23 protein-coding genes are annotated in these 26,744 nt (G+C 35.9%); 6 read left to right on the top strand and 17 right to left on the bottom strand.

Going from position 1 to position 26,744, the window contains the following annotated elements:
* Positions 1–3,245: hypothetical protein (locus BKH43_RS06700; RefSeq protein ID WP_143429047.1), on the bottom strand; the 3,245-nt coding region annotated here is incomplete at its 3' end.
* A gap of 146 nt (positions 3,246–3,391) precedes the next feature.
* On the opposite strand from BKH43_RS06700, the gene BKH43_RS06705 reads away from it, so the two are divergent.
* A complete protein-coding gene (locus BKH43_RS06705) occupies positions 3,392–4,150 on the top strand; it encodes a TSUP family transporter (RefSeq protein WP_095229897.1) in 759 nt (252 codons plus the stop codon).
* Between the two features lie 35 nt (positions 4,151–4,185).
* Here BKH43_RS06705 and BKH43_RS06710 read toward each other — a convergent pair whose 3' ends face one another.
* Genes BKH43_RS06710 through BKH43_RS06730 form a run of 5 tightly spaced genes read right to left on the bottom strand, consistent with a single transcriptional unit; the run spans position 4,186 to position 8,727 of the window.
* Positions 4,186–5,016 (bottom strand): outer membrane beta-barrel protein, encoded by an 831-nt coding sequence (locus BKH43_RS06710; protein WP_095229899.1) that lies wholly within the window; start codon positions 5,014–5,016, stop codon positions 4,186–4,188.
* A gap of 14 nt (positions 5,017–5,030) precedes the next feature.
* Positions 5,031–6,179 carry a hypothetical protein gene (locus BKH43_RS06715; RefSeq protein WP_095229901.1) on the bottom strand — a complete coding sequence of 383 codons (1,149 nt, stop codon included), beginning with the start codon at positions 6,177–6,179 and terminating at the stop codon, positions 5,031–5,033.
* On the bottom strand, positions 6,169–6,963 hold the full coding sequence (locus BKH43_RS06720; protein ID WP_095229903.1) for a hypothetical protein: 795 nt from the start codon (positions 6,961–6,963) through the stop codon (positions 6,169–6,171). Before BKH43_RS06720 ends, BKH43_RS06715 begins: the two co-directional genes overlap by 11 nt.
* Positions 6,953–7,873, bottom strand: a complete 921-nt coding sequence (locus tag BKH43_RS06725; RefSeq protein ID WP_095229905.1) for a hypothetical protein — start codon at positions 7,871–7,873, stop codon at positions 6,953–6,955. Before BKH43_RS06725 ends, BKH43_RS06720 begins: the two co-directional genes overlap by 11 nt.
* Positions 7,870–8,727, bottom strand: coding sequence for a hypothetical protein (locus BKH43_RS06730; RefSeq protein WP_095229907.1), 858 nt, complete (start codon positions 8,725–8,727; stop codon positions 7,870–7,872). The genes BKH43_RS06725 and BKH43_RS06730 overlap by 4 nt, the downstream gene beginning before the upstream one ends.
* A 155-nt stretch (positions 8,728–8,882) precedes the next feature.
* Here BKH43_RS06730 and BKH43_RS06735 point away from each other — a divergent pair, with 155 nt between their 5' ends.
* Together BKH43_RS06735 and ileS are read left to right on the top strand one after the other, a co-directional pair.
* Entirely contained in the window at positions 8,883–9,380 is a 498-nt protein-coding gene (locus BKH43_RS06735; protein WP_095229909.1) for a peptidylprolyl isomerase, read from the top strand.
* 14 nt (positions 9,381–9,394) lie between these two features.
* Positions 9,395–12,145 carry an isoleucine--tRNA ligase gene (ileS, locus tag BKH43_RS06740; RefSeq protein ID WP_095229970.1) on the top strand — a complete coding sequence of 917 codons (2,751 nt, stop codon included), beginning with the start codon at positions 9,395–9,397 and terminating at the stop codon, positions 12,143–12,145.
* A gap of 872 nt (positions 12,146–13,017) precedes the next feature.
* Here the strand turns inward: ileS and BKH43_RS06745 are convergent.
* From BKH43_RS06745 to BKH43_RS08500, 4 genes are read right to left on the bottom strand one after another with little or no spacing between them, the layout of a single operon-like run.
* Entirely contained in the window at positions 13,018–14,484 is a 1,467-nt protein-coding gene (locus BKH43_RS06745; RefSeq protein WP_095229911.1) for an MATE family efflux transporter, read from the bottom strand.
* A complete protein-coding gene (locus tag BKH43_RS06750) occupies positions 14,481–15,050 on the bottom strand; it encodes a class I SAM-dependent methyltransferase (RefSeq protein WP_143429048.1) in 570 nt (189 codons plus the stop codon). The genes BKH43_RS06745 and BKH43_RS06750 overlap by 4 nt, the downstream gene beginning before the upstream one ends.
* A gap of 10 nt (positions 15,051–15,060) precedes the next feature.
* Complete coding sequence (locus tag BKH43_RS06755; protein ID WP_143429051.1) at positions 15,061–15,987, bottom strand: carbon-nitrogen hydrolase; 927 nt, start codon at positions 15,985–15,987, stop codon at positions 15,061–15,063.
* Positions 15,988–16,007: 20 nt separating this feature from the next.
* Positions 16,008–16,148, bottom strand: coding sequence for a hypothetical protein (locus BKH43_RS08500; protein ID WP_172402341.1), 141 nt, complete (start codon positions 16,146–16,148; stop codon positions 16,008–16,010).
* 158 nt (positions 16,149–16,306) lie between these two features.
* Between BKH43_RS08500 and BKH43_RS06760 the strand changes: the two genes are divergently transcribed.
* Positions 16,307–16,879: a hypothetical protein gene (locus tag BKH43_RS06760; RefSeq protein WP_253248069.1), complete on the top strand. Its 573-nt coding sequence runs from the start codon at positions 16,307–16,309 to the stop codon at positions 16,877–16,879.
* Positions 16,880–17,819: 940 nt separating this feature from the next.
* Here BKH43_RS06760 and mreC read toward each other — a convergent pair.
* The 6 genes from mreC to panB are packed head-to-tail and all read right to left on the bottom strand — an operon-like array spanning position 17,820 to position 23,099.
* Complete coding sequence (gene mreC, locus BKH43_RS06770; RefSeq protein ID WP_095229921.1) at positions 17,820–18,623, bottom strand: rod shape-determining protein MreC; 804 nt, start codon at positions 18,621–18,623, stop codon at positions 17,820–17,822.
* Positions 18,624–18,631: 8 nt separating this feature from the next.
* Positions 18,632–19,669, bottom strand: a complete 1,038-nt coding sequence (locus BKH43_RS06775; RefSeq protein ID WP_095229923.1) for a rod shape-determining protein — start codon at positions 19,667–19,669, stop codon at positions 18,632–18,634.
* A gap of 18 nt (positions 19,670–19,687) precedes the next feature.
* Positions 19,688–20,968: an ATP-dependent protease ATP-binding subunit ClpX gene (gene clpX / locus BKH43_RS06780; RefSeq protein WP_095229925.1), complete on the bottom strand. Its 1,281-nt coding sequence runs from the start codon at positions 20,966–20,968 to the stop codon at positions 19,688–19,690.
* Between the two features lie 2 nt (positions 20,969–20,970).
* Positions 20,971–21,750, bottom strand: coding sequence for an acyl-ACP--UDP-N-acetylglucosamine O-acyltransferase (gene lpxA / locus BKH43_RS06785; RefSeq protein ID WP_095229927.1), 780 nt, complete (start codon positions 21,748–21,750; stop codon positions 20,971–20,973).
* A complete protein-coding gene (fabZ, locus tag BKH43_RS06790) occupies positions 21,747–22,259 on the bottom strand; it encodes a 3-hydroxyacyl-ACP dehydratase FabZ (RefSeq protein WP_095229929.1) in 513 nt (170 codons plus the stop codon). The genes lpxA and fabZ overlap by 4 nt, the downstream gene beginning before the upstream one ends.
* 45 nt (positions 22,260–22,304) lie before the next feature.
* A complete protein-coding gene (gene panB, locus BKH43_RS06795; protein WP_095229931.1) occupies positions 22,305–23,099 on the bottom strand; it encodes a 3-methyl-2-oxobutanoate hydroxymethyltransferase in 795 nt (264 codons plus the stop codon).
* A 127-nt stretch (positions 23,100–23,226) separates the two neighbouring features.
* Between panB and BKH43_RS06800 the strand changes: the two genes are divergently transcribed.
* Together BKH43_RS06800 and BKH43_RS06805 are read left to right on the top strand one after the other, a co-directional pair.
* The gene (locus BKH43_RS06800) at positions 23,227–24,534 is read left to right on the top strand and encodes a hemolysin family protein (RefSeq protein ID WP_095229933.1); all 1,308 of its coding nucleotides are present in this window, start codon (positions 23,227–23,229) and stop codon (positions 24,532–24,534) included.
* Between the two features lie 25 nt (positions 24,535–24,559).
* Positions 24,560–25,531 (top strand): DMT family transporter, encoded by a 972-nt coding sequence (locus BKH43_RS06805; RefSeq protein ID WP_095229935.1) that lies wholly within the window; start codon positions 24,560–24,562, stop codon positions 25,529–25,531.
* A gap of 86 nt (positions 25,532–25,617) precedes the next feature.
* Here the strand turns inward: BKH43_RS06805 and dnaJ are convergent, their stop codons facing one another.
* Positions 25,618–26,739, bottom strand: a complete 1,122-nt coding sequence (gene dnaJ, locus BKH43_RS06810; protein WP_095229937.1) for a molecular chaperone DnaJ — start codon at positions 26,737–26,739, stop codon at positions 25,618–25,620.
* Positions 26,740–26,744: the final 5 nt, after the last annotated feature.

Consider the following 26,744-nt stretch of genomic DNA (forward strand, 5'->3'; position numbering starts at 1 on the left):
TTTGGGGCTTTATAGGTTTGTGCATAGAGGTTTTCTAGGTGTAAGGTGTTATAGATATTTATATCACCAGTTACATGAAGATCAGAGTTCCCATCTTGAAAGGTTAGGTTGTTAGCGTTTAGGGTAGGCAGATAGGCACTAGCAAAAAGGAGGGTTAGGTTGTTAGCATTAACACTAGCTACATTTTTAACATTAAGCACAGACCAGGAATCTAAAGTGGCATTATTAAGATTGATACTTGATCCTTCTTTAGTAGTGCCATTACCCCTAAACTCTAAGCCTGCTCTATCTACACCACTAGTGCCTTGATATAAGTAAAGGTTATCTATGTTTACCTTATCAAGCTGAGAATAAAACACAGTGTTATTATTACAACCTCCATTTATACAAGTATTATTATTTCTTTGAACTGTTAGGCTTCCTATATCAAAGTTAGAGCCATAAACACTTGCAGTCTTTAACCCTAAGGTCTTAATAGTAGAGTTACCAGTAACACCACTTAGTTCTAATGTAGAGTTTGAGACTAATGCACCTGCACTATCAAGGCCTGCGGCATTTATAGTATCAGCATAAAAATTTTTAGCTTTAACTGTTAGTTTTTGGAGGTTACTAAGATTCACGCTAGTTAGGTTTATATCTATACCAGGAGCGTTGATAGTGCCACCACCTCTAAAACTCAAAGCGCCAACTTGTGAGCTATCAGTTATATGCTGAAAGTTTAAAGTGGTGCCATTACCCACAGATATAGCACCAGAGGCAAGTTCTTTTGCCCCTATAGTTAGAGTGTTAAAATCACCTAGATTAAGATTCCCAAGTTTTACACCATCAGTCACATCACCAAAACTTAAAAAGGAGTTAGCTCCAGTTGTTATATCATTAGTCTCTAAAGTCTTCCCGCTAGCTTTTAGCTCGTTATACCCATGAAGTGTGATAGCTTTAGTTACCTTTATATCATTACTACCTTGTAAGTTTATACTTAAGATGCTACCTGCTGCACCATCTGGTATTATAGTATTGCCATCACTACCTCTAGTTCCTGCATAGTCTAGCGTGTCTACTGTGATACTTTTACCTAAGATATTGGTCTTAGCACCTGCTGTAGTATTAGAAGCTTTGATATTGTTAATGGTTACATCACTATTTTTTGCATTTATAGTAGTGGTGCTTCCAAGAGTTACATTGACTATGCTTGGATTAAGGTTTAAGTTAGTTATATGAGTAGTGCCTTTTACTCCACTAAAGTCTAGATTTGAGTTTAAACCTAAGGCTACATTAGTTATAGCTAAGTTATTGCTTACTTTGCTTAGATCTAGCTTAGAGTTTAGTCCAGCACTAAGACTAGTGGCTGTAAAGTTTTTAGAGCCTACTGTAAAGGTCGCAGAATCACCTAAAGCTACATTGCCAACTGTAGCACTATCAGTTACGTTACTTAGGTCTACAACATTACCTAAAGCACCACCCCTACTTGATATGTCTCCTGCTGTAAAGGTAGTTACCTTATTAGCCTCTCCCCCTACTACTAAGGTACTACTTGATCCTAGCAAGACACTACCCATCTTGACAGTTCCACTTATACCACTAAAGTCTAGTTGGGATGCTATCTGTGTGCTTAGATCACTAGTAGTTAGATTGATTCCTGAGGCTGAGAGTTTATTCCAACTAACTAGGGCTACTGGTTTATCTATACTTACTGCCTTACTTCCTTTTAGAGCAAGCTCTAGCTCACTACCTGAAACACCAGCAACTTTATACTCTATAGAACCTACTTTTATATCCTTGCCCTCTATGCTATCTCTTGAGCCAAAGGCTGTATTACTCAAAGATACACTATCTACAGTGACATTACTTTTAGGTGCTTTTAAAGCAGAAGTGCTTCCAGTAGTAGTTCCTGCTATAGCTGGGCTAAAAGAAAGATTTGTTATTTTAGTATCCCCTGTGACTTGAGAGAGATCAAGGCTAGTATTTAAACCAAGGGTAAGATTAGTAAGGCTAAAACTATCAGTTACCTTGCTAAAGTCTAGCTTTGAACCAGAGCCTGTTTCTAGACTAGTAGCACTAAAGTTTTTAGCGCCTACTGTGAATGTATTCTTCCCGCCTAGATTTATAACTCCTGCTTTTACACTATCACTTACCTTGCTTAGATCTATCACAGTTTGAGAAGTAGGTGAGTTTAAAGAAGTGATATTTTTAGCTTCAAAGCTTTTACCCCCAGCAGTAAAAGTCATAGTAGCAGAGTCTCCTCCACTATTACCAAGAGTTAGATTCCCAAGTTTAGTAGTGCCAGTAACACCACTTAAATCTATACTTGATCCTTGCAAGCCTCTACCTATAGATATATCTTTAGTGGTTAGATTAGTAGCGCTTACTTTAAGACTGTCATTATTACCTATCTGTAAATTATTATTAATTTTTACATCGCCACTAGTAGCAGTAAGTGTCGCATGAGCACTAGCCCCTGCCCTTCCTATATCACTATAGTTTAGAGTATTTATAGTTATGCTTTTACCATTAATAGTTACAGAATCTAATGCATTTAAGGTATTTAATATTACATCACTATTTGAGGCATCTATCTTTGTTCCGCCAGAAGTGTTTATAGTACCAGTTGAGTTAAAAGCTGAAGCTCCAGTTATAGTTAAACTCGTAGGGTTGCTCTGACAACCAGATGTAGTACACTGTATGAGACTTAAAACACCATCTTGATGAACTGTGCCTGTGGCATTAATGCTTACTTGGGCACCACCACCGCCATATATACTTGCGCCATGCTGTGCATAGTTTCCTCCAAAGTATGTATTACCTCTTATATAAAAGTCTTTAGCGCCAGTAAAAGTTACTCCAGTGTTATATTTAGTAGTGCTTCCGCTAAAAGCTCCTAATAAAACATTGCCCGTATTCCCATTAGTGGCAGCATCAGCACCTAGTATGAGACTAGAGCCAGCTAAGTTTACAGTTAGCATATTAGTCTTGTTGAGATCTGAGTTCATAGAGTAGTTAATATCTTTTAGGTAATAAGTGCTTGAAGGAGTAAAGCTATTAACTGTTAGATTTGGATTCCTACTTTGATATAAATAGCCTCCATTTACAGAATTAGCTCTAGTAAAACCAGTGCTTCCATTAAACTTACTCCCAGCATTTTGAGGTGTAGTATCAGCATAGATAGTTCCTAGCAAAGAACTTAAAACAAAAGAAAGTGCGACTAGCTTTGTAACACCAGTATACTTTGTATTAAATCTATGTAACATTTAAGGACTCTCTCACATTTTTGATTTGTTAATGCTATATTAATGCATAGAGAAAACTGTTGTTGTAATTATATAAGATATGCTTAAACTGGTTAATAAATATTATTAATTAATCTCAACACAGGATTGAAAACTTAGGAGAAAAGATGGATATATGGATACTAGTTATACTAGCAGTTATCTTTTTCCTAGCTGGATTTATAGATAGCATAGCAGGCGGTGGAGGGCTTTTAACTATGCCTTCTTTATTGCTAGCTGGCATAAGTCCAGAGATAGCCTTAGGGACTAATAAGTCCATTGTTACTTTAGGTACTTTAACAGCCCTTATAAACTTTATAAGACATAAGCTTTTAAACTATAAAGCAGCCATCGTAGGCTCTATAACTGGGATCATAGGGGCTTTTTTTGGTGCAAAAACTGTCTTACTTTTAGATACCCACGTGATATATAAAGTCTTTTTTATCATCCTACCTATAGCACTTATCCTAACATTAATACCCAAAAAGAACTCAGATAAAACAGTTATGAATAGAAAAGATATATATTTGTTTACTCCTATCATAGCTTTAGTGGTTGGATTCTATGATGGATTTTTTGGACCGGGTACTGGTAGCTTTTTAATCCTTGGCTTTTCTGTGGTTATAGGGCTTAACTTAGTTCACGCATCAGCACTTGCTAAAGCTATCAATCTTTCTTCCAACATCGGAAGCCTTGTAACTTTTATCCTAGCTGGCAAGATCATGTATGCCATCATCTTGCCTTTAATCATAGCTAATATGCTTGGAGGCTATGCTGGCTCTAGTTTAGTTATAAGAAAGGGTCAAAAGATAGTAAAAATCTTTATGCTAGTAGTCTTTTTTGCTATCTTTATATCCCTTATATACAAGTACTTAAAAGGATTTTAAGTCTAGTTTAAAGTAGATTTAAAAAGCTTTAAATCTTAAAAAACATAGCTATAGCTTATAAGTAAAATTGGCGACCTATAAAAGGTTGGAGTTTCTTGTGAGTTAGCACTAAGCGCAAAGCCTGGTAACTCTAAGAAAGCAAAGGGGATGTTGTAATAAAACTCGATTCTATTTTTATTAAAAAGTGTGAGGCTAACACCTAGATTAAACGAATAGTCTACTTGAAAGTTATAGTCCCATATGAAAGGATGGGCTTTATAGTTAACATAGGTTCTATAATACATCGTGCCTATATTAACCCCCGCAAAGCCACCTAAGTAGTGCTTGTAGTTATAGTTTAGTGGGAACTCAAAGAGGGCATCTGCACTAAGTCCTGCTAGGGCATAAAAGGCTTGCAAGGAAGTATCACCTAGTGCTGGAGTTTTGTTACCACTGCTTACATCATAGAGGTTAACACTTCCTAGAGGGGCACTTACATTCACCATCCCTGTTAGCCTAGCACCAAAGTACTGGTTAACAAAGCCTACATAGCCACCTTTTAGCCCTAGTAAAAATGGCGAGGCTATAGCTAGCTTTTTAGAATCTTGTGTGTAGAGATTAACAAAGCCTATATTTCCCCCAACAAAAAATCCACTTTTACTATCAGCATCATCATAGATCTTTTGCAAGGCATTTCTTGTAGCATAGTCGTTATCTTTAGATTCTATATAAGTGTCATGAGGAAGGGCTGGTTTATAATCACTGCCTAACTCAAGTCTAAGCTTTGTTATATCATTAGTCAAAGTTGAAGATGGGTTTGAAAGAGTGCTATCTTCAAAGGCATATAAGGAGGTAAATAAACTTAGTGCTATAAAAATGTACTTCATGCATAACCTCCTTTTTAAAACTTATAAGAGTAACTAGTAGAGTAAAGACTATCAAAAGAAGTAGCAGTCTTCATAAAAGGTACACTCCACTCTAGATTCACCCTATTATGTTTATACACTAAGATACTAAGGCCAAAAAAAGCTCCTGGCGTAAAGTTCTCTTGAATATTATTCCCTAAAGAGATACCTCCATAGATGCCTACATCATTACTTGAAAAAAAGCTTTGGCCTATCTCTTGGAGCATAGCAAAGCGTAAGTCAACACTATAAAAATTAGGGTTTAAAGTAAGATTGCTAAACCCTCTAACCTCAGCAAAAAGTGCTTGCCTAGGTGTTATATAGTTTATATATCCAACACTTCCACCTAAAAAGTTAGAATCTAATCTACTAATCCCTGATAGATTAGTAAGATAGCTTAACCCTACATAGTAGCCACTTTTATCCTTAGCGTTAATGGCCTCTAAAACACCTAAGTCTTTATAGTAGACTTGTGCCCTAAGCATGTATCTTTCTTTTTTAAGCTCATGTATCTCTTGGGCTTGCTGTAAGTTTGAAACTTCAAAATGTTCATCTTTATCACTACTAAAAGCTATCTTGTCATTTGCAAGCTTTGCTTCATACTCTTCTTTAAGTGCCCTTCTCTCAGCCCTTTTACTTGGAATCTTTAAGCTTTCATCTTGCTTAGCTTTACTTGCATCTTTTTTTGGGCTAGATTTTAGAGGCTTATCATCACTACTAGATGTAACTTGACTAGTAGTAGGTGTCTTATCAGTTAGATTTTTAGTTAATGGGACTTCAGATTCTTCATCAGGCGTGTTAAGTTTAGAATCTTGCAAAGAATTGTCATCTACTGGAAGGCTTTGGATAAGTGGGACTTGCCTAGCTTCACTTGGCGAGGTTTCATCTTCCTTGCTATCTTTGGAAGGAATCTTAGTATCTAGATTAGAGGCTTTATTATCTTCACTAATAGCAGTGTTTAGACGCGTAGTATCATCATCTTTAGTGATAGTATCAGTTTTTAAGCTAAGAGCTGGAGTTTTTACCCCAAGGTTAATGCCTCCGCTAGAGCTTGGGTCTATAAAACTATCAGCCACTAGGAATCTGCCTTCACCAAAAGCAACACTAGCACTAACTAAAAGTAGGCATATCAACTTAAAACGCATAGCTATATCCTAGGTCTATATTTAAAGGTGAGGCAAAGTCTGCTTGTCTAAAGTCACTAGTCACACTTAAACGCCTTGTGACAAAACTCCCATAGTAGTAAAAAATCTTACCTATCCTAAAAGAGATTCTATGTCTATCAAAAAGCAAGAGACTTGCTTCTAAGTTTACATTAGCACTAAGCCCTTTTAAAGAATCCCAGTACTCATCACTATACTGCATATATCCTATACCATAGCCTGCACTCAGTCCACCTTTTACATACTTGCTTAAAGGTATATCTGCCATTAAATCAACATTAATAGAAGCTAAATTTAAGCTAGTATCTACAAAGCCATCAAGATTAGGCAGCTCAAAAAATCTACTTAACAAATTAGACGCATAAAGATTATCCACATAAACCCTTATCCCAAAGTAGTTTCCATAAGCTCCTAAAAAGTTTTGGTAACCTAGCTTTATGTTGATATTAGGCAAGGTATGTTTGTTATCTCTAACACTTGTTAGAGTAACTCCTGTTAGTATGCCTATAAAAACTTGAGTTTTACTAACCCCCAAGTCTACGTTGCTAGCTATGGCATTTTGATCTTGATACTTTGAAAAAAGCCCTCCTTGAAGTTTGTATCTTTGATTACTACTATCTGGGGCGACTGTATTTATAAGAGATCTATTTTTTATATAGTTATCTATTTGCTTGCTTTCTTGTGAGTTTTCTGCACCAAAAGCAGTGCTTAAAAAAGCAAAAGTTATAAAAGTTAGTAATAGCTTAGAATCTAGTTTAAAAAACATAGGCATATCCTATACTAGGCACTATGAAGTAAGTATCAAAATTAGTTAGATTTATAGGTGCTAAAACTTTTACTCCAAGCTCTACTCTATGCTTTTTTAGAACATAACTCATACCAGCATTTAAGCTTCCACCCAGTTTAAAGTTAGAACTAGCATTACTTTTACTTAGCAAGTTACCTAGCCCTAGCCCTAGTGCAAGCTCAAAGCCCTGTTGTTTTTTATAACCAAAAGGTAGGTGTATGAGTAAGTCAGCATTACCTCCAAAGTAGGTTATAAAGCCTCCTCCAAAGCTTTGGATATAGTTTACATAAAGCCTATATCCAACTGGTCCATTAGGAGTAAAAAGCCCTAGTCTCCCTCCTCCTTTTAGGTTGATAAAACCTGCTGTTAGCTCTAAGCCTGCATTTAAAGGTGTGCCTAGCTTTAAGTTTAGATTACCACCTACAAAAAAACCACTTTTTAACTCACTAGCATCAACTGCAGTTATAAGCTTAGCTATATCACTATCATAGTACTTGTTATAAAATCTCATAAATCTATAGTACTTTGGGTCTAGATTATCATAGTTTATATTGTAAGGATTTGCCTCTTGCATAAAGGCCTTAGAAAGATTCTTATTAACACTTTGTATAATAGAACTTGGATGCATGCTTTCACTTTGTAAGCCCCCTCCTTGATCTATGAGGCTACCTTCAGCAGTACTATCATCTGGCTTACTAGAATCTATTGCAGTGCTGTCTTTTAGTGGAGAGCTAGATTCTATTAGAGTAGATGTGTTTGAAGGTGTGCTTGAATCTATAATCCCACTAGATGCACTAGAAGTCTTTGTGCTAAAAGGAGCTTTTAAATCTTGTGCGCTAGCTAGGCTAAAAGCTAAGGCACATAGGCAAACTAAGCTTTGTTTTATCATCTGCAGTAACTACTTATATTAGGACTTTTTATCTGATTTAACCTTGCTGCTTCGCATACAAACTTATAAGCACTTTGATTACTCACTAGCTTGTCTTTTAAAGTATCAGCGCCCTTAAAACTATCCTTACTTAAAAGCCCTAAAAAACCGCCGCTAGGTGAAAACAGTGGTAAAGAAAGCGTATCTTTACTTTTTAGCAAGTCTTGCAAGTCTTCTTTTTTCATAAACAAAGAATCATCTACATTAATAGAAGGATAGAGGGCTTTAACATCTTGCTTACTATCATCACTCTTGGCACTAACTAAAGTAGCAAGCAAGTCTTGCTTGCTTATGTTAAGTCCATACTTTACATTGATACGTTCATGATAAAAACTCTCACTCCTAGGTAGGCAGTTTATATCAGTATAAGCCACTGGTTCTAGCAAGCTAAGATTAGTATCAAGATCGTTTGCTACAGTTCTAAAGCGTGCTACACACATTAAAGAGTGGGCTACATCATCTTGCATCCTAGCTTTTATAGTTTTAGCAAAACTGCCAGTTTCATTAACCAGCGAGGCTGAACTTAGCACATAGCCATCTTGAAGCAAGATTCCATAGCCTCTTTTTTGTATGCCATTTTCAAAAAAGACATTAAGTACAACTACTGAATAAACAAGTGGACTTTCACTTTTTGGTTTATATAAGGCTTTGGTTGTGTTTTTATTAGGAGTAAATATTTCTTTTATAAAAGGTCCACTAGACCTTTGAGTGCTCTTAGTAGCAGGAGTAGAAAAAAGGTCGTGTGAGTTTGGAAGGGCACTCTCCCCAGCAAAGACAACACCTAACATAACTAGTATCAATACACACTTTTTCATAGCTTCCTATCTTTACAAATATTTAAAAAATACTGCCTAACTACCCTTTCTTTTAAGTGGCCTTATAGATAGCTTTTAACTTAGCTTCTAGCCTCTTTAGAAATCGCCCTTTTATGATAAAATTGTATCTTATCACATTTTTAAAAGGCTAAGTTATGGAAGATTTAAAAGAGTACAACCTAAGCGAAAACGAACTAAATGATTTACAATTTGCAAACATCTACACCAACAAAGGTGTTATAAAACTAAAACTTTTTCCTGAAAGTGCGCCAAACACAGTGGCAAACTTTGCAGACCTAGCAAAAAAAGGCTTTTATAATAATCTAAAATTCCACCGCGTGATTCCTGGCTTTATGGCACAAGGCGGCTGTCCTCATGGAACTGGCACAGGAGGCCCGGGCTATAGGATTAAATGCGAACTAAAAGGAAACCCAGTTAAACATCTAAGAGGCACTATCTCTATGGCCCATGCAGGACGCGATACAGGCGGCAGTCAGTTTTTTATCTGCTTTGTGCCTTGTCCTCACTTAGATGGCGAGCACACTGCTTTTGGACGCATAGATCCAAAAGATGAAGCAAGCCTTAAAGTTTTAGATTCTATAAAACAAGGCGACACCATAGAAAAAGTAGAAATCCTAAAAGAAGAAGCCTAGTCATGAGCGAAAAAATCGATTATAAAGATAGTTTAATCCTCCCAAAAACTAACTTCCCTATGAAGGGAAGCCTCCCTCAAAATGAACCTCTAGTTTATAAAAAGTGGGATGGCTATGCCTACAAAAAGATGCAAGAACTTAGAAAAGACGCTAAGACAGAGTTTAATATCATCGATGGCCCTCCTTATGCAAACGGTCATTTGCACATAGGCCATGCGTTAAATAAGATCTTAAAAGACTGTATAGTAAAAATCCACTACTTTAATAACGAACGCATAAAATACACTCTAGGCTGGGACTGCCACGGGCTGCCTATAGAACAAAAAGTAGATTCCTTACTTCAAGAAGAGAAAAAAACTGTGAGTAAAACTCAAATGCGTGAGCTTTGCAGAGAGCATGCTAGTAAGTTTGTAGAGATACAAAAAGAAGAGTTTAAGTCTCTTGGCGTTATAGGCAACTATGAAAAAGCTTATAAGACTATGGATTATAAGTTTGAAGCTGATATCTATAGAGTGCTTATAGAGCTTACAAAAAAGGGGCTTTTAGCACAAAGAAGCAAGCCAATTTACTGGAGTTGGGCGGCAAGAAGTGCGCTAGCTGATGCAGAAGTTGAGTATAAACCTAAAAAGTCTAACTCAGTTTATGTAAGCTTTAAGTTGGATGAAGATTCTAAAAGGAAGCTTGATTTAAAACAAGATGCAAGCTTTATCATCTGGACTACTACTCCTTGGACTTTGCCAAGCAATGAAGCTATAGCTTTAGCCGAAGATGAAGCCTACACTTTAACAGAAGATGGTTATATAGTAGCTAGTAAGCTTTATTCTAGTCTTTTAGAAAAAGGCATAGTTAAGGGTACTAAAGTAAAAGAGTTAGATTCTAAGTCTTTAGAAAATCTAAAAGCTATAAACCCGCTAAATGACAAAGAAAGCCTAATAGTACTAGGAAGCCACGTAAGTATGAATGAAGGAACTGGTGCTGTACACACTGCCCCAGGGCATGGTGAAGATGACTACTATGTGTGCTTAAGATACAGCTTGCCTGTCATCATGGCAGTGGATGATAATGGCTGTTTTGATACTCAAGTTAAGTCTTTAAAACTTTTTAGAGATGATGTAGTAGATGAGTTTGTAGGCATGCATATCTATAAGGCTGAAAAGAAAATCTTAGAGCTTTTAGGAGCATCTCTTTTAAATCACACTGAGATAACCCACTCCTACCCTCACTGCTGGCGTACTAATAAGCCAGTGATTTATAGAGCTACTACTCAGTGGTTTATCTTAATGGATGAGCCTTTTATGGATGGCAAGACTTTAAGGGAGGTTTCACTTGATGCACTAAATGGTGTTAGATTCTATCCTGCTAGTGGGGAAAACCGTCTTAGGACTATGATAGAAAATAGGCCTGATTGGTGTATCTCAAGGCAAAGATCTTGGGGTGTGCCTATAGCTTTTTTTATAGATAAAAACACCAAAAAACCACTTTTAGACTTAGAAGTGCTTAATCATATAGCTGATATCTTTGAAAAAGAAGGTACTAATGCTTGGTGGAGTTACGAGATAAAAGACTTGCTTCCAGATTCTTATAAGCACTTAGAGGCTAACTTAGAAAAAAGCATGCACATACTTGATGTATGGTTTGATAGTGGGAGTGTATGGCATGCCACGCAGGATAAAAACTATGACGCAGGCAAATATCCAGCCAGCCTTTATCTTGAAGGAAGTGACCAACATAGAGGCTGGTTTCAAAGCTCTTTGATATTAAGCTCTGCCCTAAATGGAATCTCACCTTTTAAAACGCTTTTAACCCATGGTTTTACTCTTGATGAAAAGGGTGAAAAGATGAGTAAGTCTAAAGGTAACGTCATAGCCCCAGAAACAGTGTCTAAGACTTTGGGTAGTGAGATAATAAGACTTTGGGTAGGCTTAGCTGACTATCAAGGCGATATTAGAATCTCAAATAACATCTTAAAGCAAGTTAGTGATAACTATCTTAAGATTAGAAACACTTTACGCTTTTTACTAGCTAATACTGAAGGATTAAATGAGCTTCATTTAGATCATCTAAGCGATGTAGATAAATGGATACTAAGTCGTGCAAATGCTACTTTTGAAAGCGTTTGGGAAAGCTTTTTAAACTATGACTTTTCAAAAGCCTTTCAGATTCTAAATGCCTTTATAACAGTAGATCTTAGTGGAATCTACCTTGATATATGTAAAGATAGTTTGTATTGTGATAACTCTACATCTTTTAAAAGACTAGCTATCCAAAGTGGTATGTGCCTTATAGCTAGGCGTATGCTTTTTACTTTAGCACCATTTTTAACCTACACTGTTAATGAAGCCCTAGAGTACGCAACTCCTTTAGTTAAAAATAACGCTAGTGATGTTTTTTCTATCACTAAACAAGAGCTAGACTATGAACTTACAGATAGTTTGCAAGCTAAGTTTGATATCTTACTTAAGGCTAGGATGCTTTTTAATGAAGGTGTTGATGTTTTGAAAAAAGATAAGCTTGTTAAATCAAGTCTTGAACTAAGTGTGGAATCTAACTACGCCCAGGGGGATTTAGAAGAGTTTTTGATGACTTCAAAGTTTAATAAAGACGCTAACTCTACGCCACTTTTTAGTTTTGATATAGATGGTCTAAACTTTAAAGTACATAAAGCTAGTCTTCATAAGTGCCCAAGATGTTGGCAGTTTAACGCTTCAAGTGAAGATGAGCTCTGCCCAAGATGCCAGAAGGTGATTAGAAACTGTACTTTATAAGATATTGTATTTAATAGGCAAGATTACTCTTTTTATAATCTTTGCAACCTGTCATTGTGAAGGGCGTGTAAAACGCCCTGTGGCAATTTTATGTGTGACAAGCACTTAAGTTTTTTGTTGCGAAATCTACTTTAATAAATTTCTATTCTTTTGGCAAGAAGGGAGAGAAGGCCTATCTTAAAGCTAGGCGGTCTCCTTATCCCTCTAATTTTTTTACAAAATATTACCCCTTAAGTCCTCGTCACACGCTTAGTTTTACTAATGTAAAAACCCAAAAGCAGAATATACAGCTTACCACGTCAGCACTTCATGTCTCCTTGCAATGACAGAGCGTTAGCTTACTTGAAAACGAAGTTTCCTTGAAAACGTTAGTTTCCTTGAAAAAGGGGCTTACCCCCCCCTCACTCCTGCAAAGCCTGCAAAAGCATAAGTTTCTTTGAAACAAGTATAGTTGCTTATAGTAACTAGGACTTTCTTCTTTATTTCTTTCTTTTAGGAGAGCTTTTTTTAGCGTGAGTTAAGGGGAAGGGCCTTGGCACATTTCCGTTTTCTAGTAAAAATCATGCGTTCACATCGCACTACTGCTCACTTTTTTTTGTGATTTTTGTCAGCACGAAACAAAGCAAGCCAACAAGTACATTTTAATGGAATAGTTACGTATATATAATTTTTTATTTTCAAGGAAACTTCGTTTTCAAGGAAACTAGCGTTTTCAAGAAAGCTTCGCTTTGTTTAAAGAAAAATATATAGATAAAAAGTATAAAAAAAGAAAGTATTAGAATAAAGATTTAGTTAATAGCGTAAAGAGATTAAAGCTGCATATGCTATAAGATCTACTTTCTATAGTTTTATAGCAAGCAAGCTTAGTCTCTTTAGGTCTTACAAAGACTACGTTTTCTACTAACAAAGCGTAGCCTTCTATGAAGCTTAGGTATCCACGTACCCTTATTAAACGCAAAGTGGAAAAATATAAATCTAATATAAGTTTCAACACATATAATGACATATAAGATATACACGCTTAATCCTAGGTGTATGCAAATATACATGGGCAAAAGTCTTAAGATAGTAATACTTGAGATATTAATCATTAAAGGGACATTAGTCTTACCTGCCCCACGAAGCGCCCCATCATAAACAAAACAACAAATTAGCGGTACTTGAGAAAGTCCAACAGCTATTAGATAATACATCCCAGAATGTATAGCAACTGCATCATGGCTTATAAAGATAAGAGTAAGAAAGTAGCCAAAGATAGCCAAAAGCAAGCCTATAGTCCCCATAACACTTGAAGCTATAATCAAACAAAGCCTTACATACTCTTTAGCATAAGCTATCTTTTTAGCCCCTAAACTTTGCCCCATCAAAGCCATAGCAGCTACCATAAAGCCAAATCCAGGCACAAAAGAAAAGCTTTCAACCCTAGTGCCAACTTGGAATCCTGTAACTATACTATCTCCATAGCCTGAGACAAACTTTAGGATAATACTTATACTTACAAGCGTATAAAGTCTTTCTATACCTGTAGGTATACCTATCTTTAAACCATGTTTTAAATAGTAGAAGTTAAAACTAGGTCTTAGTTTTAATAAGATCTTTTTCCTTGTAGTAATAAGCGTTAAAAGTATAAGGCTTTCAAGGTAGGAGATTCCAACTGTTACAAAAGCTGCTGCTTCCATACCAAACTTAGGCATACCAAAACCACCAGTGATAAAAGTATAGTTTAATAACACACTTAAGATAGTAACTCCTATCTTTATCATAAAAGGCTTTCTAGTATCTCCAAGGGCTGCAAAGCTTGAGATCATAACATTTTTTGTCATAAGGGCTGGGAAGATAAAAACTGTGACTGAGAGATAGTAAACACCAAGATTAGTTATTCTATCACCTAAATTAAGCCATGAAAAATAGTAGTAAGATCCAAAGTGGGCTACAAGGGCTGTAGGTATGGAAAAAAGTATGGCTGAAAAGAACATAACTGAAAAGATAGTTTTTATCTTAGTATAGTCCCTTGCGCCAAAAGCACGAGATATCTGAGCATTTGCAGCGATATAAAGTATAGAAACTACAGGATAAAAAAGCACTAAATAGCCAGTTGAAATACTGACACTTGCTACATACTCATTACCAAGTGCACCTATAAAAAAAAGGGCTATAGACATATCTAATACATCAAGACCACTTTGTAAACCACTAGGCAGTGCTATATTAAGTATGCGCCCTATTCTAAATCTAGTCTTAGATCTAGCCTTACCTTTTAGCTTGCTATCAAGTACTGGTATAGCTTCAGAGATGGCTTTAGGGGTGCTAGATCTTTGATGATCAGGGTCGTTATTCATAAAATGCGCCTTGCTATGACCCTAATAGTCCTTTTTTCTTCACTCTCATTTACATAGTCTTTATGAAGTATCTCAAAGTCACTTAGGTAGGTTAGTAGCTCATCAACATCTAAGTAGTGATCTGTATTTTTATCTTCACTTAGTCTTTCAAAACTTTCATAGATAAAGATTCCATTTTGCTTAACTAAAGAGCGTAAGTTTTTTAGTATGCCCCTATTAAGATAGAAAAACTTCATCACAAGATCATACTCTTCATTAGCCTCAAAGTTTTCTAAGTCAGCACAGACTAAATTTACTTTATGGCTACTATACTCTTTAGCTTTTAGTAAGGCTTCTAGTTTACTAAGTGCTACTTCTGATATATCAACACAGGTTAGATTAAGCTTTCTTGAAGACATAAGCTTTAAAGAGTGCCTACCAGTCCCGCAGGCTATATCTAGTACTTTTAGCCTTTCTTTACTTTCTTGTTTTTCTAAAAATGGTAAGGCTAGATCTAGCAAGACACTAGATTCTAAAACCATATCATTACTTGCATACTTACTATCCCACCTAAGCTTATCTTGCACACTCAAAGCCCTAACCTCTAAAAGCAAAACGTTTTAATAAATCAGAATAAGCATCTATACGTCTATCACGTAAAAATGGCCATATATTTCTTATACGCTCTATCTCACCCATATCTAATCTAGCCTCTAATATACCTTCTTGTTTAGAATCTAGCCTTCCTAGAATCTCTCCTTGTGGTGAGGCTATAAAGCTATTGCCAAAAAAATCTATGCCTTCTTTATCGCTTTTAGATTTTTCTAAGGCTTCTTTACTAGGATTAAATATAACACTTAAGCTTTCGCCTTCTTTTCCAACTCGGTTTATGCTTACTACATAGATTCCATTAGCTATGGCATGGCTTCTTTGCATACTCACCCACGCATCTATCTGCCTAGCTCTTTCGTCTTCATCTTCACTAAAAAGTGAGCCTATAGCGGTAGGATAGATTAAGATCTCAGCACCATTTAATGCCATAATCCTTGCTGCTTCTGGATACCATTGATCCCAGCAAACTAAGATTCCAAGTCTACCTACACTAGTATTAATTGGCCTAAAGCCAGAATCTTTTTCTTGCTCTCCGGGAGTAAAGTAGTACTTCTCATAAAAGTTGTTATCATCAGGTATATGCATCTTTTTATAAGTACCAGCTATCTTGCCATCTTTTTCAAACACTACAGCAGTGTTATGATAAAGACCTGGAGCTCTTTGTTCAAAAAGACTAGTTACTAACACTATCTTTAAGCTTTTAGCTAGGTCACTAAAAAATGCCACTTGTGTATCAAAACTATGCGCATACTCAAAGTTACGCAAATCTTGGGCTTGACAAAAGTAGTGGTTAGTATGCAACTCTTGAAGACATACTAACTCAGCACTACTTGCAGCCTTCTTTATAGCATAGGCTGTCTTTTCTAACTGTTTTTCACCTTTAAAGCTTTCTTGTATAAGGGCTATTTTTATAGTACGCATGTTTGTTCTTTTTACTCATCACTTTCTTCATCATAGAGATCATAGTCATCTTCATCATACTGGAATCCTACTTCATCCCCTAGTCCATCATCTTCTTCTTCAAAGTCTTCTTCATAGTAGTCGTAATCGTCTTCAAAATCATCATCTGACATGCCATACTCCTTTAAAAATAAACTGCTTCCAAATTATATAATTTTTCTCATAATAACTATGAAATCAATAGTATAGAGAAATATGAATTTATCTTGATTTGGGTATTAGATTTGCTTATATAGATAAAGATTAGAAATCTTTAAGAGATGGGGATATGATGTCAGACTTAAATAACATTTCACTAGACTTATATAACAAAAACACACTCTACATAAAAAGACAAAATATAAAAAGCTCTAACAGCGAGGCAAGGGCTAAAAGCGAAGGCGCTTCACTAGAAAGTGCATCTTTTAAGACTAAAGTAGAAAGTGCTCCTGCAACAAAAAGCACATCAAACCTAGCAGAAGTCATACTTGATGAAAAAAGTATCCCTAGGCAAACTTATGGCTTAAATATATTAGAGTTAATGAGCGATAAAGAATATAGTGCATGGATAAAAGCAACGCTTAATCTAAACGATGGAGAAAAACTCCTAGCCGCACAAAAGCTTTATCAACTAGCAGATATGGATAAGTTAAGGGAAAAAAGCAAGCTTAATAAGCCTGAAACAAGCCACTTAGAATCTAAAACTAGCCTAGATTCCAAAAATCCTAATGAGACTGATACGCCCTTTATAATTAATGCTAATAAGCTAAATGGTATCAAAATGTTTAACGCGCATAATGACTTTGTGCAACGTTATGTTAACGCCTACTCTAACTTAGAACAAAACATAAACATTAACAGCTAAGAGCTTTTACTAGCTTAGAGGCTTTGTTATCTTAACTTAAGCATGCTTGTCTTAAATACTCAAAAACTATAAGTAGCTAGGCTTAAAGTTAAGTAAAGTTTTACTATTTACTTGCCTTAGGGCTTTTATGAAAATAGTAGTCTTTGACATAACAACGTGATATTTAAAAAATGATCAACTTTATAGAATCTAGATTCTATCTTCCCTACTTAAAAACTGCCATATTGCTAATTTTACCTTTCCCTAACGCATCGTTTTTAATGGGTAGTATTACTTTTTCTTGCGATCTTTGTAATCTATCATTACGAAGGGTATAAAACTCCTTGTGGCAATTTTGTGCAAAGCACTTAAGTTTTCTATTGCAAAATCTACTTTTATAAATTTAAAGCTTTTGGCAAGGGGGATAAGGGGACTTATATTGAGCCAGGCAGTCCCCTTATCCCCCTTGCCTAACCCCCGTAGTCCCCCCCGCAGGCTTGTTTTTGTTAGTACGAAAAGAAAGGCTATGCATATAAGAATAACCGCATCGTAATAACAATATAAAAAACTATAGACTTATAGAAATACAAACTACTTCTATAAAATGTGCCCGTTAGCTCGCTTTGTTTCGTGGTGCAAAAATCGTGAGAAAAGGAAGCTAGACAGTGCGACCGCACGATTTTTCGAGGAAGCTTCGCTTTCAAGGAAACTTCGTTTTGCTAGAAACGGAAATGAGCCAAGGCCCTCCCCTTGGCTCACGCCAAAAAAAGGCTTTCTTAAAAGAAAGTACTAGTTTCAAAGAAGCTTACGCTTTCGCAGGTTTTGCGGGAGTAAGGAGGGGGTAAACCCCTTTTTTATTAGAAGAAAGCATATAAGTTAGAAAAAATAGAAAAAGAAACTGTTGAAATAAAGATTTAGCCACTTACAAAGCAAACTACTTGCAAGCTTAGTTTATAAACACTTACTTATCAAAACTATCTGCATCTAGCTTTATAGTTTGAGGAACCTTAGTATCTACTATCCATACATAACCAAGCCTAGCTTCATCTGAGTAGACTTGCACGCTAGCTTTTGTGTAGCCATGATCTTCTTTTATGCTAGTGACTTTGCCAACTTTTATGCCCTCAAAAAAGATTCCATCTAGACCGCTAGTTATGACCTCATCGCCAACTTCTACATCTATCCACGAAGGTATATAGTCTATAACTATTTTATTATCGCTATCAGTTCTTAATATACCTGGGGCTTGGTTTTTTCCAACATAAACGCTATAGCTTGTACTCTTGTCCCCGTTTAAAAAACCTAAGAGATTATTACCCTTAAAAGTTGCTATCCCTAGGGCATAACCATCTTTTAAGATTCCATACATTTTATTGACACTGCTATGTTTTTGTGTGTAGTCAATCCAAACGCGAGTGTAGTTAGCAAGTGAAACAAAAGATATCACTTTTGCTAACTTGGCATCTACGCCATCATATTTATTATTCATATTTAAAGCAGCGTTTAGATTATAAAAGTTAATTTTTAAAGCATCATACTTAATCTTATCAGCCTGTAAGTTTCTAATAGTAGTACGCATATGGGCCACATCAGCGGCCTTAGTCGTATAGTCATCTATAAAGTCTGTAAGTCCTTGCTTTTTTGCTATATAAAACTGCTTTGCATCATAGCTTGAAGTTATGACAAAAGTTCTAAGGACTGGCACAAAGCCAAAGATAGCCACAACTAAGACTATAAGTATGATAAAAAAGGAAAGTATCTTCATTAAGAAAACTAGCTATTAGCTATGATCTTTTCTAGTACACTCATATTTTCCATAGCCTTGCCTGTGCCTTTTGCCACGGCAAGTAAAGGCTCATCACCAACATAAACTGGAAGCTTGACCATTTCTGAAAAGTACTTATCAAGATTTCTAATAAGTGCTCCACCACCAGTTAAAACTATGCCATTTTCTACTATATCGCCTGCTAGATCAGGTGGGACTACCTCTAAAACACTTTTTAAGGCATTACCCATTTCTTTGATGTGATCTTTTATGGCATCTCTTATATCTTCACTAGTTATTTCTATAGTACTTAAAAGACCACTTATCTGATCTCTACCTTTAACTTGCTTAACTAAGATCTCATCTAGTGGAGCAGCACTTCCTATATCTATCTTTATCTCTTCAGCTGTTCTATCACCTATTAAAAGGTTAAATTTCTTTCTTACGTACTCTATGATAGCGCCATCTATCTTATCGCCAGCTGTGCGTATAGACCTAGATATAACAAGGCCTCCAAGTGATAAAACACCTATCTCAGTAGTACCACCACCTATATCAACTACTAAGCTTCCTTGAGGTTCTTGTATAGGTAAGCCAGCACCAATGGCCGCAGCTAAAGGTTCTTCTATCAAAAATACTTCTCTTGCCCCTGCACTCATGGCAGATTCTTTAACTGCCTTTCTTTCCACACTAGTTAAACCATAAGGAACACAAACCATAATCCTAGGACGCATAAAGTTTTTTCTCTTATGTGCCTTTTCTATAAAGTAGCGTATCATTTTTTCAGTGATGTTAAAGTCAGCTATAACTCCATCTCTCATAGGTCTAACAGCCCTTATATTATCTGGCGTCTTACCTACCATCTCTTTAGCTTCCCTACCTACGGCTAAGATCTCATCATCTTTATACTTATCTACCTTAACAGCGACAACTGAAGGTTCATTTATTAAGATCTCATGACCTTTTATCATAACTATAGTATTAGCTGTACCTAAGTCTATGGCTATATCGTGGGAAAACCACCCTAAAAGTTTATTAAATAACACTTATATGCTCCTTGTATCTTATATAGCTTTGGCTTTGTTTTTTTTGATTAGTATAGGTTTATCTAGCTTATCTACACAAGCTTTTGTTATGACTACTTGATAGCCACTATATTCTGGCATATCAAACATTAAGTCTATGCACAACTCTTCAACTATGGACCTAAGCCCCCTAGCACCAATTTTACGTTCAATTGCAAGCTCAGCTATACGATCAATTGCATCATCTTCAAAAACTAGATCTATATTATCCATTTCAAAAAGCTTTTTATACTGCTTTATGATGGCATTTTTTGGATTAGTGAGTATAGATATCATAGCTTCTTTGCTTATGCTTTCAAGGGTTGATATAACTGGCAGCCTCCCTATAAGTTCTGGTATAAGACCGTAGTTTACAAGATCACCTGTATCAACTTTAGAGATGATAGAATCTTTAGATTCTACTTTTTCTTCTTCAGCACTAACGCCAAAACCTAGGACTGAGTTTTTGGATACTCTTTTTTTGATGATATCTTCTATGCCATCAAAGGCTCCACCGCAGATAAAGAGTATATGGCTAGTATCTATTTGTATAAAGTCTTGATTAGGATGTTTTCTTCCGCCCTTTGGAGGGATGTTTACCACACTTCCTTCTATAATCTTAAGTAAGGCTTGCTGAACGCCCTCACCACTTACATCGCGAGTTATAGATCTATTTTCTGATAAGCGAGAGATCTTATCTATCTCATCTATAAACACTATACCCATTTCTGCTTTTTTAACATCGCCATTAGCAGCTTGCAAGAGTCTTGTTAATATATTTTCTACATCTTCTCCGACATAACCCGCCTCAGTTAAAGATGTAGCATCACAGATGGCAATAGGCAAGTCCAAAAACTTAGCTAAGGTTTGGGCCATTAAAGTCTTACCACTTCCAGTAGGACCAATAAGCAAGATATTAGACTTAGAAAGCTCTACATCTTCGCCCCCATAAAGTATATTTCCATTCTCATCTTTTTTATTTAGGCTAGAGATTCTTTTGTAGTGGTTATAAACTGCTACGCTAAAGATCTTTTTAGCTCTTTCTTGCCCTATAACATAGTCATCAAGATGACGTTTTAAAGATTTAGGGGAAGGTATGTCATGTTTTAAAACATCAAAACCTGCACCTTCAAGGCCATCTTTATCAAAGTACTCTTTATATATATAAGTTGAACAGTACTTACAGATAAAGGCTTTTTGTCCGCTGACTTCTGGGTTGCTAGCTACTAGTGGATTCCCTTCACTTGCTTCTTTTCCACAAAAACTACATCTATCAGTCATGCTTATAGCTCTCCTCTTTTAAATGGTATCCCACGTGTAGATTCCAAGATAAAGTTACAAATATGCTTTATCTCATCTATAGGATTAGTTTCTAACTCTAGGGTTGCTACTTCTTGCAAGCTTTGCTTACCGCTAAAAAGTTTTTTATAAAGCGTGCTTATAGAATCTATATCTTCACGACTTAAAATCTTTCTCATTCTAAATTTATTAAGCCCTACTATCTTTGCTCTATTACCCTCTGCTAAACAGTAAGGGGGTATATCTTGTGCTAAAGCACTAGCTCCAGCTATCATAGCGCCTTCGCCTATTTTTACAAACTGGTGAATTGGTGTCATGCCGCCTATGTTTACGTTGTTTTCTATAACTATATGACCACCAAGTGTTGCATTATTAGCCAAGATATTATTGTTACCCACTATACAGTCATGCGCTATATGAACATAAGCCATAAATAAATTATTACTACCTATGACTGTTTTTCCACCGCCTCCAAGAGTTCCTGGGTTAAACATACAGTGTTCTCTTACTAGATTATTATCACCTAAGACCAAAGTAGTAAGCTCACCTTGATATTTTAGATCTTGAGGGGGAGTGCCTAAGACTGCATAAGGAAAGATAGTATTACCTTGACCTAATGTTGTATGACCCAGTAAGGTTACGTTGTTATAAAGCTTAGTGTTATCGCCTATAACTACATTTTCACCTATGACACAAAAGTCGCCTATCTCTACGTTTTTACCTATCTTTGCACCTGGTTTTATAATGGCAGTACTAGCTATCATTTCGTATGCCTATCAACTACCATAGCTTGCAACTCTGCTTGACTGGCAAGATTCCCATCTACAAAAGCCTTACCTTCAAGCTTCCATATATTACTTCTATGTTTTAAAACACGCATCTCATAGCAAAGTCTATCACCTGGTCTAACTGGGATTCTAAACTTAACATTATCCATAGTCATGAAATAAACTATCTTGTCATCACTTAGCCCTTGATCTAACCCCCAAGTGCTTACAAAAGCTAAGATTCCACCAGCTTGTGCCATACCTTCAACTTGCATCACGCCAGGATAAATTGGCTCTTTTGGAAAGTGACCCAAAAAGACTTCTTCGTTGATAGTTATGTTTTTATAAGCTTTTATGCTTTCATTTGGGATGATTTCAGTAACTCTATCTACTAAAAGCATAGGATATCTATGAGGTAAGATCTTCATAATAGAATCTATGTTTAACTGGAATTGTGAGTTTAATGTATCTTGTTTTGAATCTGCTTTATTAAAAACTTCTTCCATTAAGACCCCTTGTATGTATTTTGATATTGTTAATTTGTGATTCTATCATAGATAAGTTTCTTTAGAATCTGGAAACTCTTTTGTTTTTACTGATTTGACATAGTTTTTAAGTGCGTCTTCTACTAGCTCAGCACCATTTAAAAAGCGTCTTACAAACTTAGGCTTAAAGTTAGTAAAAAAGCCAAAAGCATCACTCCAAACTAGTATTTGCCCATCACACTCATTACCCGCGCCTATGCCTATAACTGGGATTTTAAGCTCACGTTGTAAGTCTTTGGCCAAGTTTGCTACAGTGCCTTCTAAAACTAAGGCCATAGCTCCTGCCTTTTGCACATCTAAAGCATCATCAAATATCTTTTGTAAAGACTTTTCATCCTTGCCTTGAACGTGAAAGCCTCCCTCACTTCTAGCCATTTGAGGCATAAGACCTATATGACCAACTACTGATATCCCTCTATCAACTATAGCTTTTATGATAGGGGCTACTTCACTGCCACCTTCAAGTTTTATAGCATCTACTTTGGTTTCTTTATAGAATCTTGTTGCATTTTTTACAGCTTGCTTTACACTACCATAAGACCCAAAAGGCATATCAGCCACTATATAAGCCTGACTAGCCCCCCTGCAAACTGCACGTGAGTGATATATCATCTCATCCATACCTATGGTCAAAGTATCACTTTCATTATTAAAGCTCATATTTAAACTATCGCCAATTAGTATCAAATCTACATGTTTGTCAAAAATGTTCGCAAACAAGGCATCATACGCTGTTATACACACTATTTGTTCTACATTTTTCTTAGCTTGTAAAGCTTTAGCTGTGATTTTAGTACCCATTTATAACACTCCTTGTTTTAAGTAATGATAACATTACACTTAATATCTTTGTATATTATTAATGTTAAATGTTAAAATAGACACATTACATTTTTATCTTATGTAAAAAACTTTAAGGAGTTCTAACTTGGACCCATATCACTCGGTTGGTGTCGTTATCTTAGCCATACTGTTGGTTTTATTAAATGCATTTTTTGTATTATCAGAATTCTCTATAGTTAAAATTAGAAAGTCAAGATTAGAAGAGCTAGTAAAGCTTAAAGCGCGTAATGCTAAACTTGCACTAAAAATCTCAAAATCTTTAGATAGCTACCTTTCAGCCACACAACTTGGCATCACTTTAGCCTCCATAGGACTAGGATGGGTTGGAGAAAAAATAGGAAGGTTAATCTTTGCTGGATTTTCACTCTTTACTAATGACCCTCAAGCCTTAAGCATAGCAAGCCTTATACTCTCTTTTATCATAGTAACCCTACTTCATGTCATATTAGGCGAGATAGTGCCAAAGTCAGTTGCCATAGCAAAAAGTGAAGAATCTGTCCTTGCCATAGCTAAGCCACTTTATGCTTTCCACTTTGTCTTTTTTCCCGTTATAAAGTTTTTTAACATCATCTCCAACCTAGTCTTAAGGCTTTTAAAAGTAAAAGGCACTAGTGATGCCCATAGCGATGAAGAACTTAAAATCATCGTTGGTGAAAGCCTAAAAGAAGGGCACTTAGATTCTATAGAATCTGAGATTATTAAAAACGCAGTTGACTTTTCAGATACCTTAGCCAAAGAGATAATGACTCCTAGAAAAGATATGGTTTGTCTTGATAAAACTAAGACTTTAGAAGAGAACTTAGAGATAGTTAAAAATAGCAAACACACAAGATTCCCATATTGCGATGGCAGTAAAGATAAAATCATAGGGATCATACACATTAGAAGTTTGCTTAGCCTAGCACTTCAAAACAAGGTGCAAAATCTAGATTCTATAGCTGTGAAAATGCTAGTTATCTCAGAAAACATCTCAATCTCTAAAGCCATAGTTAAAATGCATGAAAAAAGAGTTTACACTGCCCTAGTTGTAGATGAGTACGGTGGTACTGCTGGGATTTTAACTACTGAAGATATATTGCAAGAAGTTATGGGCAGTATCTATGATGACACAGATGAAAATCACATAAAAAAGATAGATGAAAACTCTTATGAGCTAGAAGGAACTTATGAGCTAGATGACTTACAAGAAACCTTAGGAGTAGACTATGAAGATAAAGAGCAAGTCACTATAGGAGGATATGTCTTATCGCTTTTTGGAAGTATGCCAAGTAAGGGCGATAAGATAAGTGATGAGTACTGTGAGTACGAGGTATTAAGCACAGAAGACAATAGGATTAATAAACTAATACTCACAAAAACTACCTGCGAAAACACTCAAGAATCTAAAAGCTAGCATGGCTAAAAGTAAGGACTACTAGGTGTCAGATACGTTAAAAGGTGTTTTGCTTATGGCTCTTGCAACCATATTTTTTGCAATTATGAATGGCTTAATAAAAATCCTAGGCCAGCTTAATATGTCTTCTATGGAAAGCATCTTTTTTAGAGCCATAACTATGGTTATCATAGTTTTTATTGGCATAGTTTTAACCAATATCCATAAGGATATATTTTTAATGTTTACTTCCTTAAGAGATGCCTTAAGATCTAAAAAAAAAGGTGGCCTAAGTAAGCTTTTAATACGCTCTCTTTTTGGGGCCATATCTATGTCTTTAGGCTTTTATAACTATATAACCATACCTCTAGGTATAGCTGTAGCCTTCTTGCTTAGCACACCTTTATATATAACACTTTTTGCACTTTTTACAAAAAATAAGCCTAGACCTATAGTTATCTTTGCAACTATTTTAGGTTTTCTTGGAATCTTATTAATTAGTGATCCCTTCCATGGGAACATACCTTTATTAAACATTATTTTAGGAGTCTTAGGGGCCTTAAGTGGGGCTTTTGCCTTTTTTACATTAAAAAGCATGGATGGCTACTTTAAAAGTGAGAGTATAGTTTTATGGTATGGGATAATTATGAGTTTAGTTGGTCTTTTTGGAGTTTTTATCCTGCCTCTTTTTGGGGTGCATGATGACTTAATCTCAGGACTTATGATGCCTCATAGCACCATGTGGCTTATTATCATCTTTGTTGGAATCTCAGGCACATTAGCCCAGTGGCTTATGACTAAGTCTTACATGTTTACAAGCCCTGCCATAGTCTCTCCTATAACCTATCTTAGAATCATATGGAGTATGATAATAGGCATCTTTTTAGGAGATAAGCTACCAAACCTCTATCAAAGTTTAGGTCTAGCTTTAATCATAATCTGTGGTGTTCTTATAGCCTTGCCTGTGCTTATCCAAGATCTTAGTGATAAAAAGAACTTTAAAAAACTTAAAAAGTAAAGTTTTTATTAAGCACTAGTTAGATTCTATAAGCTTATAAAATCTAACACTTTTTACCCACTATCTTGTTTCTTAGTGCCAAACAGTCACCTTTTCACCCAGTCAGAAAACTTTTTAAAAGCCTTCTTAAAACTTGACTGATAAGGCTTGCTAGTGGTTTCATTAAAACTACTTTGAAGCTTTAAGACTAGCTCTTTTTGCTCTTCACTTAAACTTTTTGGATAATTAACTTTTAGCTCAGCTACAAGCCTACCTTTAGCTCCTGTGTGAACATCAGGCACTCCTTCTCCTCTAAAAACTATCTGCTGGCCATTTTGTGCGCCTTGAGGCACTTTTAATTCTAGCTCACCGCGCAAAGATGGAATCTTTATACTTCCACCCAAAACTACAGTGGTAAAAAAAACTGGCACTTGTAAGTAAATATCACTTCCATGCCTTATAAAGTGCTCATCGTCAGCTACTTTTACTTGCAGGTATAAATCGCCTCTTACACCTTCTTTTATGCAATTACCTTTGCCTCTATAAACTAGTTGATTACCAGTGTCAACTCCAGCTTTTATACTTATCTCTAAGTTTTCTTCTAAGACTTCAAAGCCTTCTCCATGACACTTAGAACACTTAGCAGATGGAATCTGCCCGCTTCCACCACAAGTACTACAAGTTTGTTGAAACTGTAAAAAGCCATTTCTAGCAAAGACAACACCCCTTCCTTGGCAAGTTGGACAAGTCTTAAGCTTGCCATCTTTTGCACCTGTGCCAAGACAGGCCTTACAGTAGCTTTTATACTTATGTTTTATAGTTTTTTTAGCTCCAAAAACTGCGTCTTTAAAACTTACATCAAGCTCTATAAGCAAGTCTGGTTCAAATAAAAGTCTTTCTTTTTTCTGGCTAGAAGCACCACCAAAAGCACCAAAAAAGTCGCCAAATATATCTTCAAATATAGACCCAAAGCCACCTTGTGATGAACTAAACCCACCTCCTTGACTAACTCCTTCTTTACCATATCTATCATAAAGAGTTCTTTTTTCTGGGTCACTCAAAACTGCGTAAGCTTCATTTATAAGCTTAAATCTTTCTTCAGCATCTTCATCTTTGTTTCTATCTGGATGATACTGTAATGCCAACTTACGATAACTTTTCTTTAAGGCTTGCTCGTCGCAATCTTGCTCTACTTCTAATATCTCATAATAACTAGCCTCTAAAGACATTGCCT

It is taken from the genome of Helicobacter sp. 13S00401-1 (assembly GCF_002272925.1).
Classification (GTDB): Bacteria; Campylobacterota; Campylobacteria; order Campylobacterales; family Helicobacteraceae; genus Helicobacter_I.

Excerpts from the sequence above, each read along its gene's own strand:
- BKH43_RS06705 (WP_095229897.1), top strand. The coding sequence starts at position 3,392 with ATGGATATATGGATACTAGTTATACTAGCAGTTATCTTTTTCCTAGCT.
- BKH43_RS06710 (WP_095229899.1), bottom strand. The coding sequence starts at position 5,016 with ATGAAGTACATTTTTATAGCACTAAGTTTATTTACCTCCTTATATGCC.
- BKH43_RS06715 (WP_095229901.1), bottom strand. The coding sequence starts at position 6,179 with ATGCGTTTTAAGTTGATATGCCTACTTTTAGTTAGTGCTAGTGTTGCT.
- BKH43_RS06720 (WP_095229903.1), bottom strand. The coding sequence starts at position 6,963 with ATGTTTTTTAAACTAGATTCTAAGCTATTACTAACTTTTATAACTTTT.
- BKH43_RS06725 (WP_095229905.1), bottom strand. The coding sequence starts at position 7,873 with ATGATAAAACAAAGCTTAGTTTGCCTATGTGCCTTAGCTTTTAGCCTA.
- BKH43_RS06730 (WP_095229907.1), bottom strand. The coding sequence starts at position 8,727 with ATGAAAAAGTGTGTATTGATACTAGTTATGTTAGGTGTTGTCTTTGCT.
- BKH43_RS06735 (WP_095229909.1), top strand. The coding sequence starts at position 8,883 with ATGGAAGATTTAAAAGAGTACAACCTAAGCGAAAACGAACTAAATGAT.
- BKH43_RS06745 (WP_095229911.1), bottom strand. The coding sequence starts at position 14,484 with ATGAATAACGACCCTGATCATCAAAGATCTAGCACCCCTAAAGCCATC.
- BKH43_RS08500 (WP_172402341.1), bottom strand. The coding sequence starts at position 16,148 with ATGTCAGATGATGATTTTGAAGACGATTACGACTACTATGAAGAAGAC.
- BKH43_RS06760 (WP_253248069.1), top strand. The coding sequence starts at position 16,307 with ATGTCAGACTTAAATAACATTTCACTAGACTTATATAACAAAAACACA.
- mreC (WP_095229921.1), bottom strand. The coding sequence starts at position 18,623 with ATGAAGATACTTTCCTTTTTTATCATACTTATAGTCTTAGTTGTGGCT.
- clpX (WP_095229925.1), bottom strand. The coding sequence starts at position 20,968 with ATGACTGATAGATGTAGTTTTTGTGGAAAAGAAGCAAGTGAAGGGAAT.
- lpxA (WP_095229927.1), bottom strand. The coding sequence starts at position 21,750 with ATGATAGCTAGTACTGCCATTATAAAACCAGGTGCAAAGATAGGTAAA.
- fabZ (WP_095229929.1), bottom strand. The coding sequence starts at position 22,259 with ATGGAAGAAGTTTTTAATAAAGCAGATTCAAAACAAGATACATTAAAC.
- panB (WP_095229931.1), bottom strand. The coding sequence starts at position 23,099 with ATGGGTACTAAAATCACAGCTAAAGCTTTACAAGCTAAGAAAAATGTA.
- dnaJ (WP_095229937.1), bottom strand. The coding sequence starts at position 26,739 with ATGTCTTTAGAGGCTAGTTATTATGAGATATTAGAAGTAGAGCAAGAT.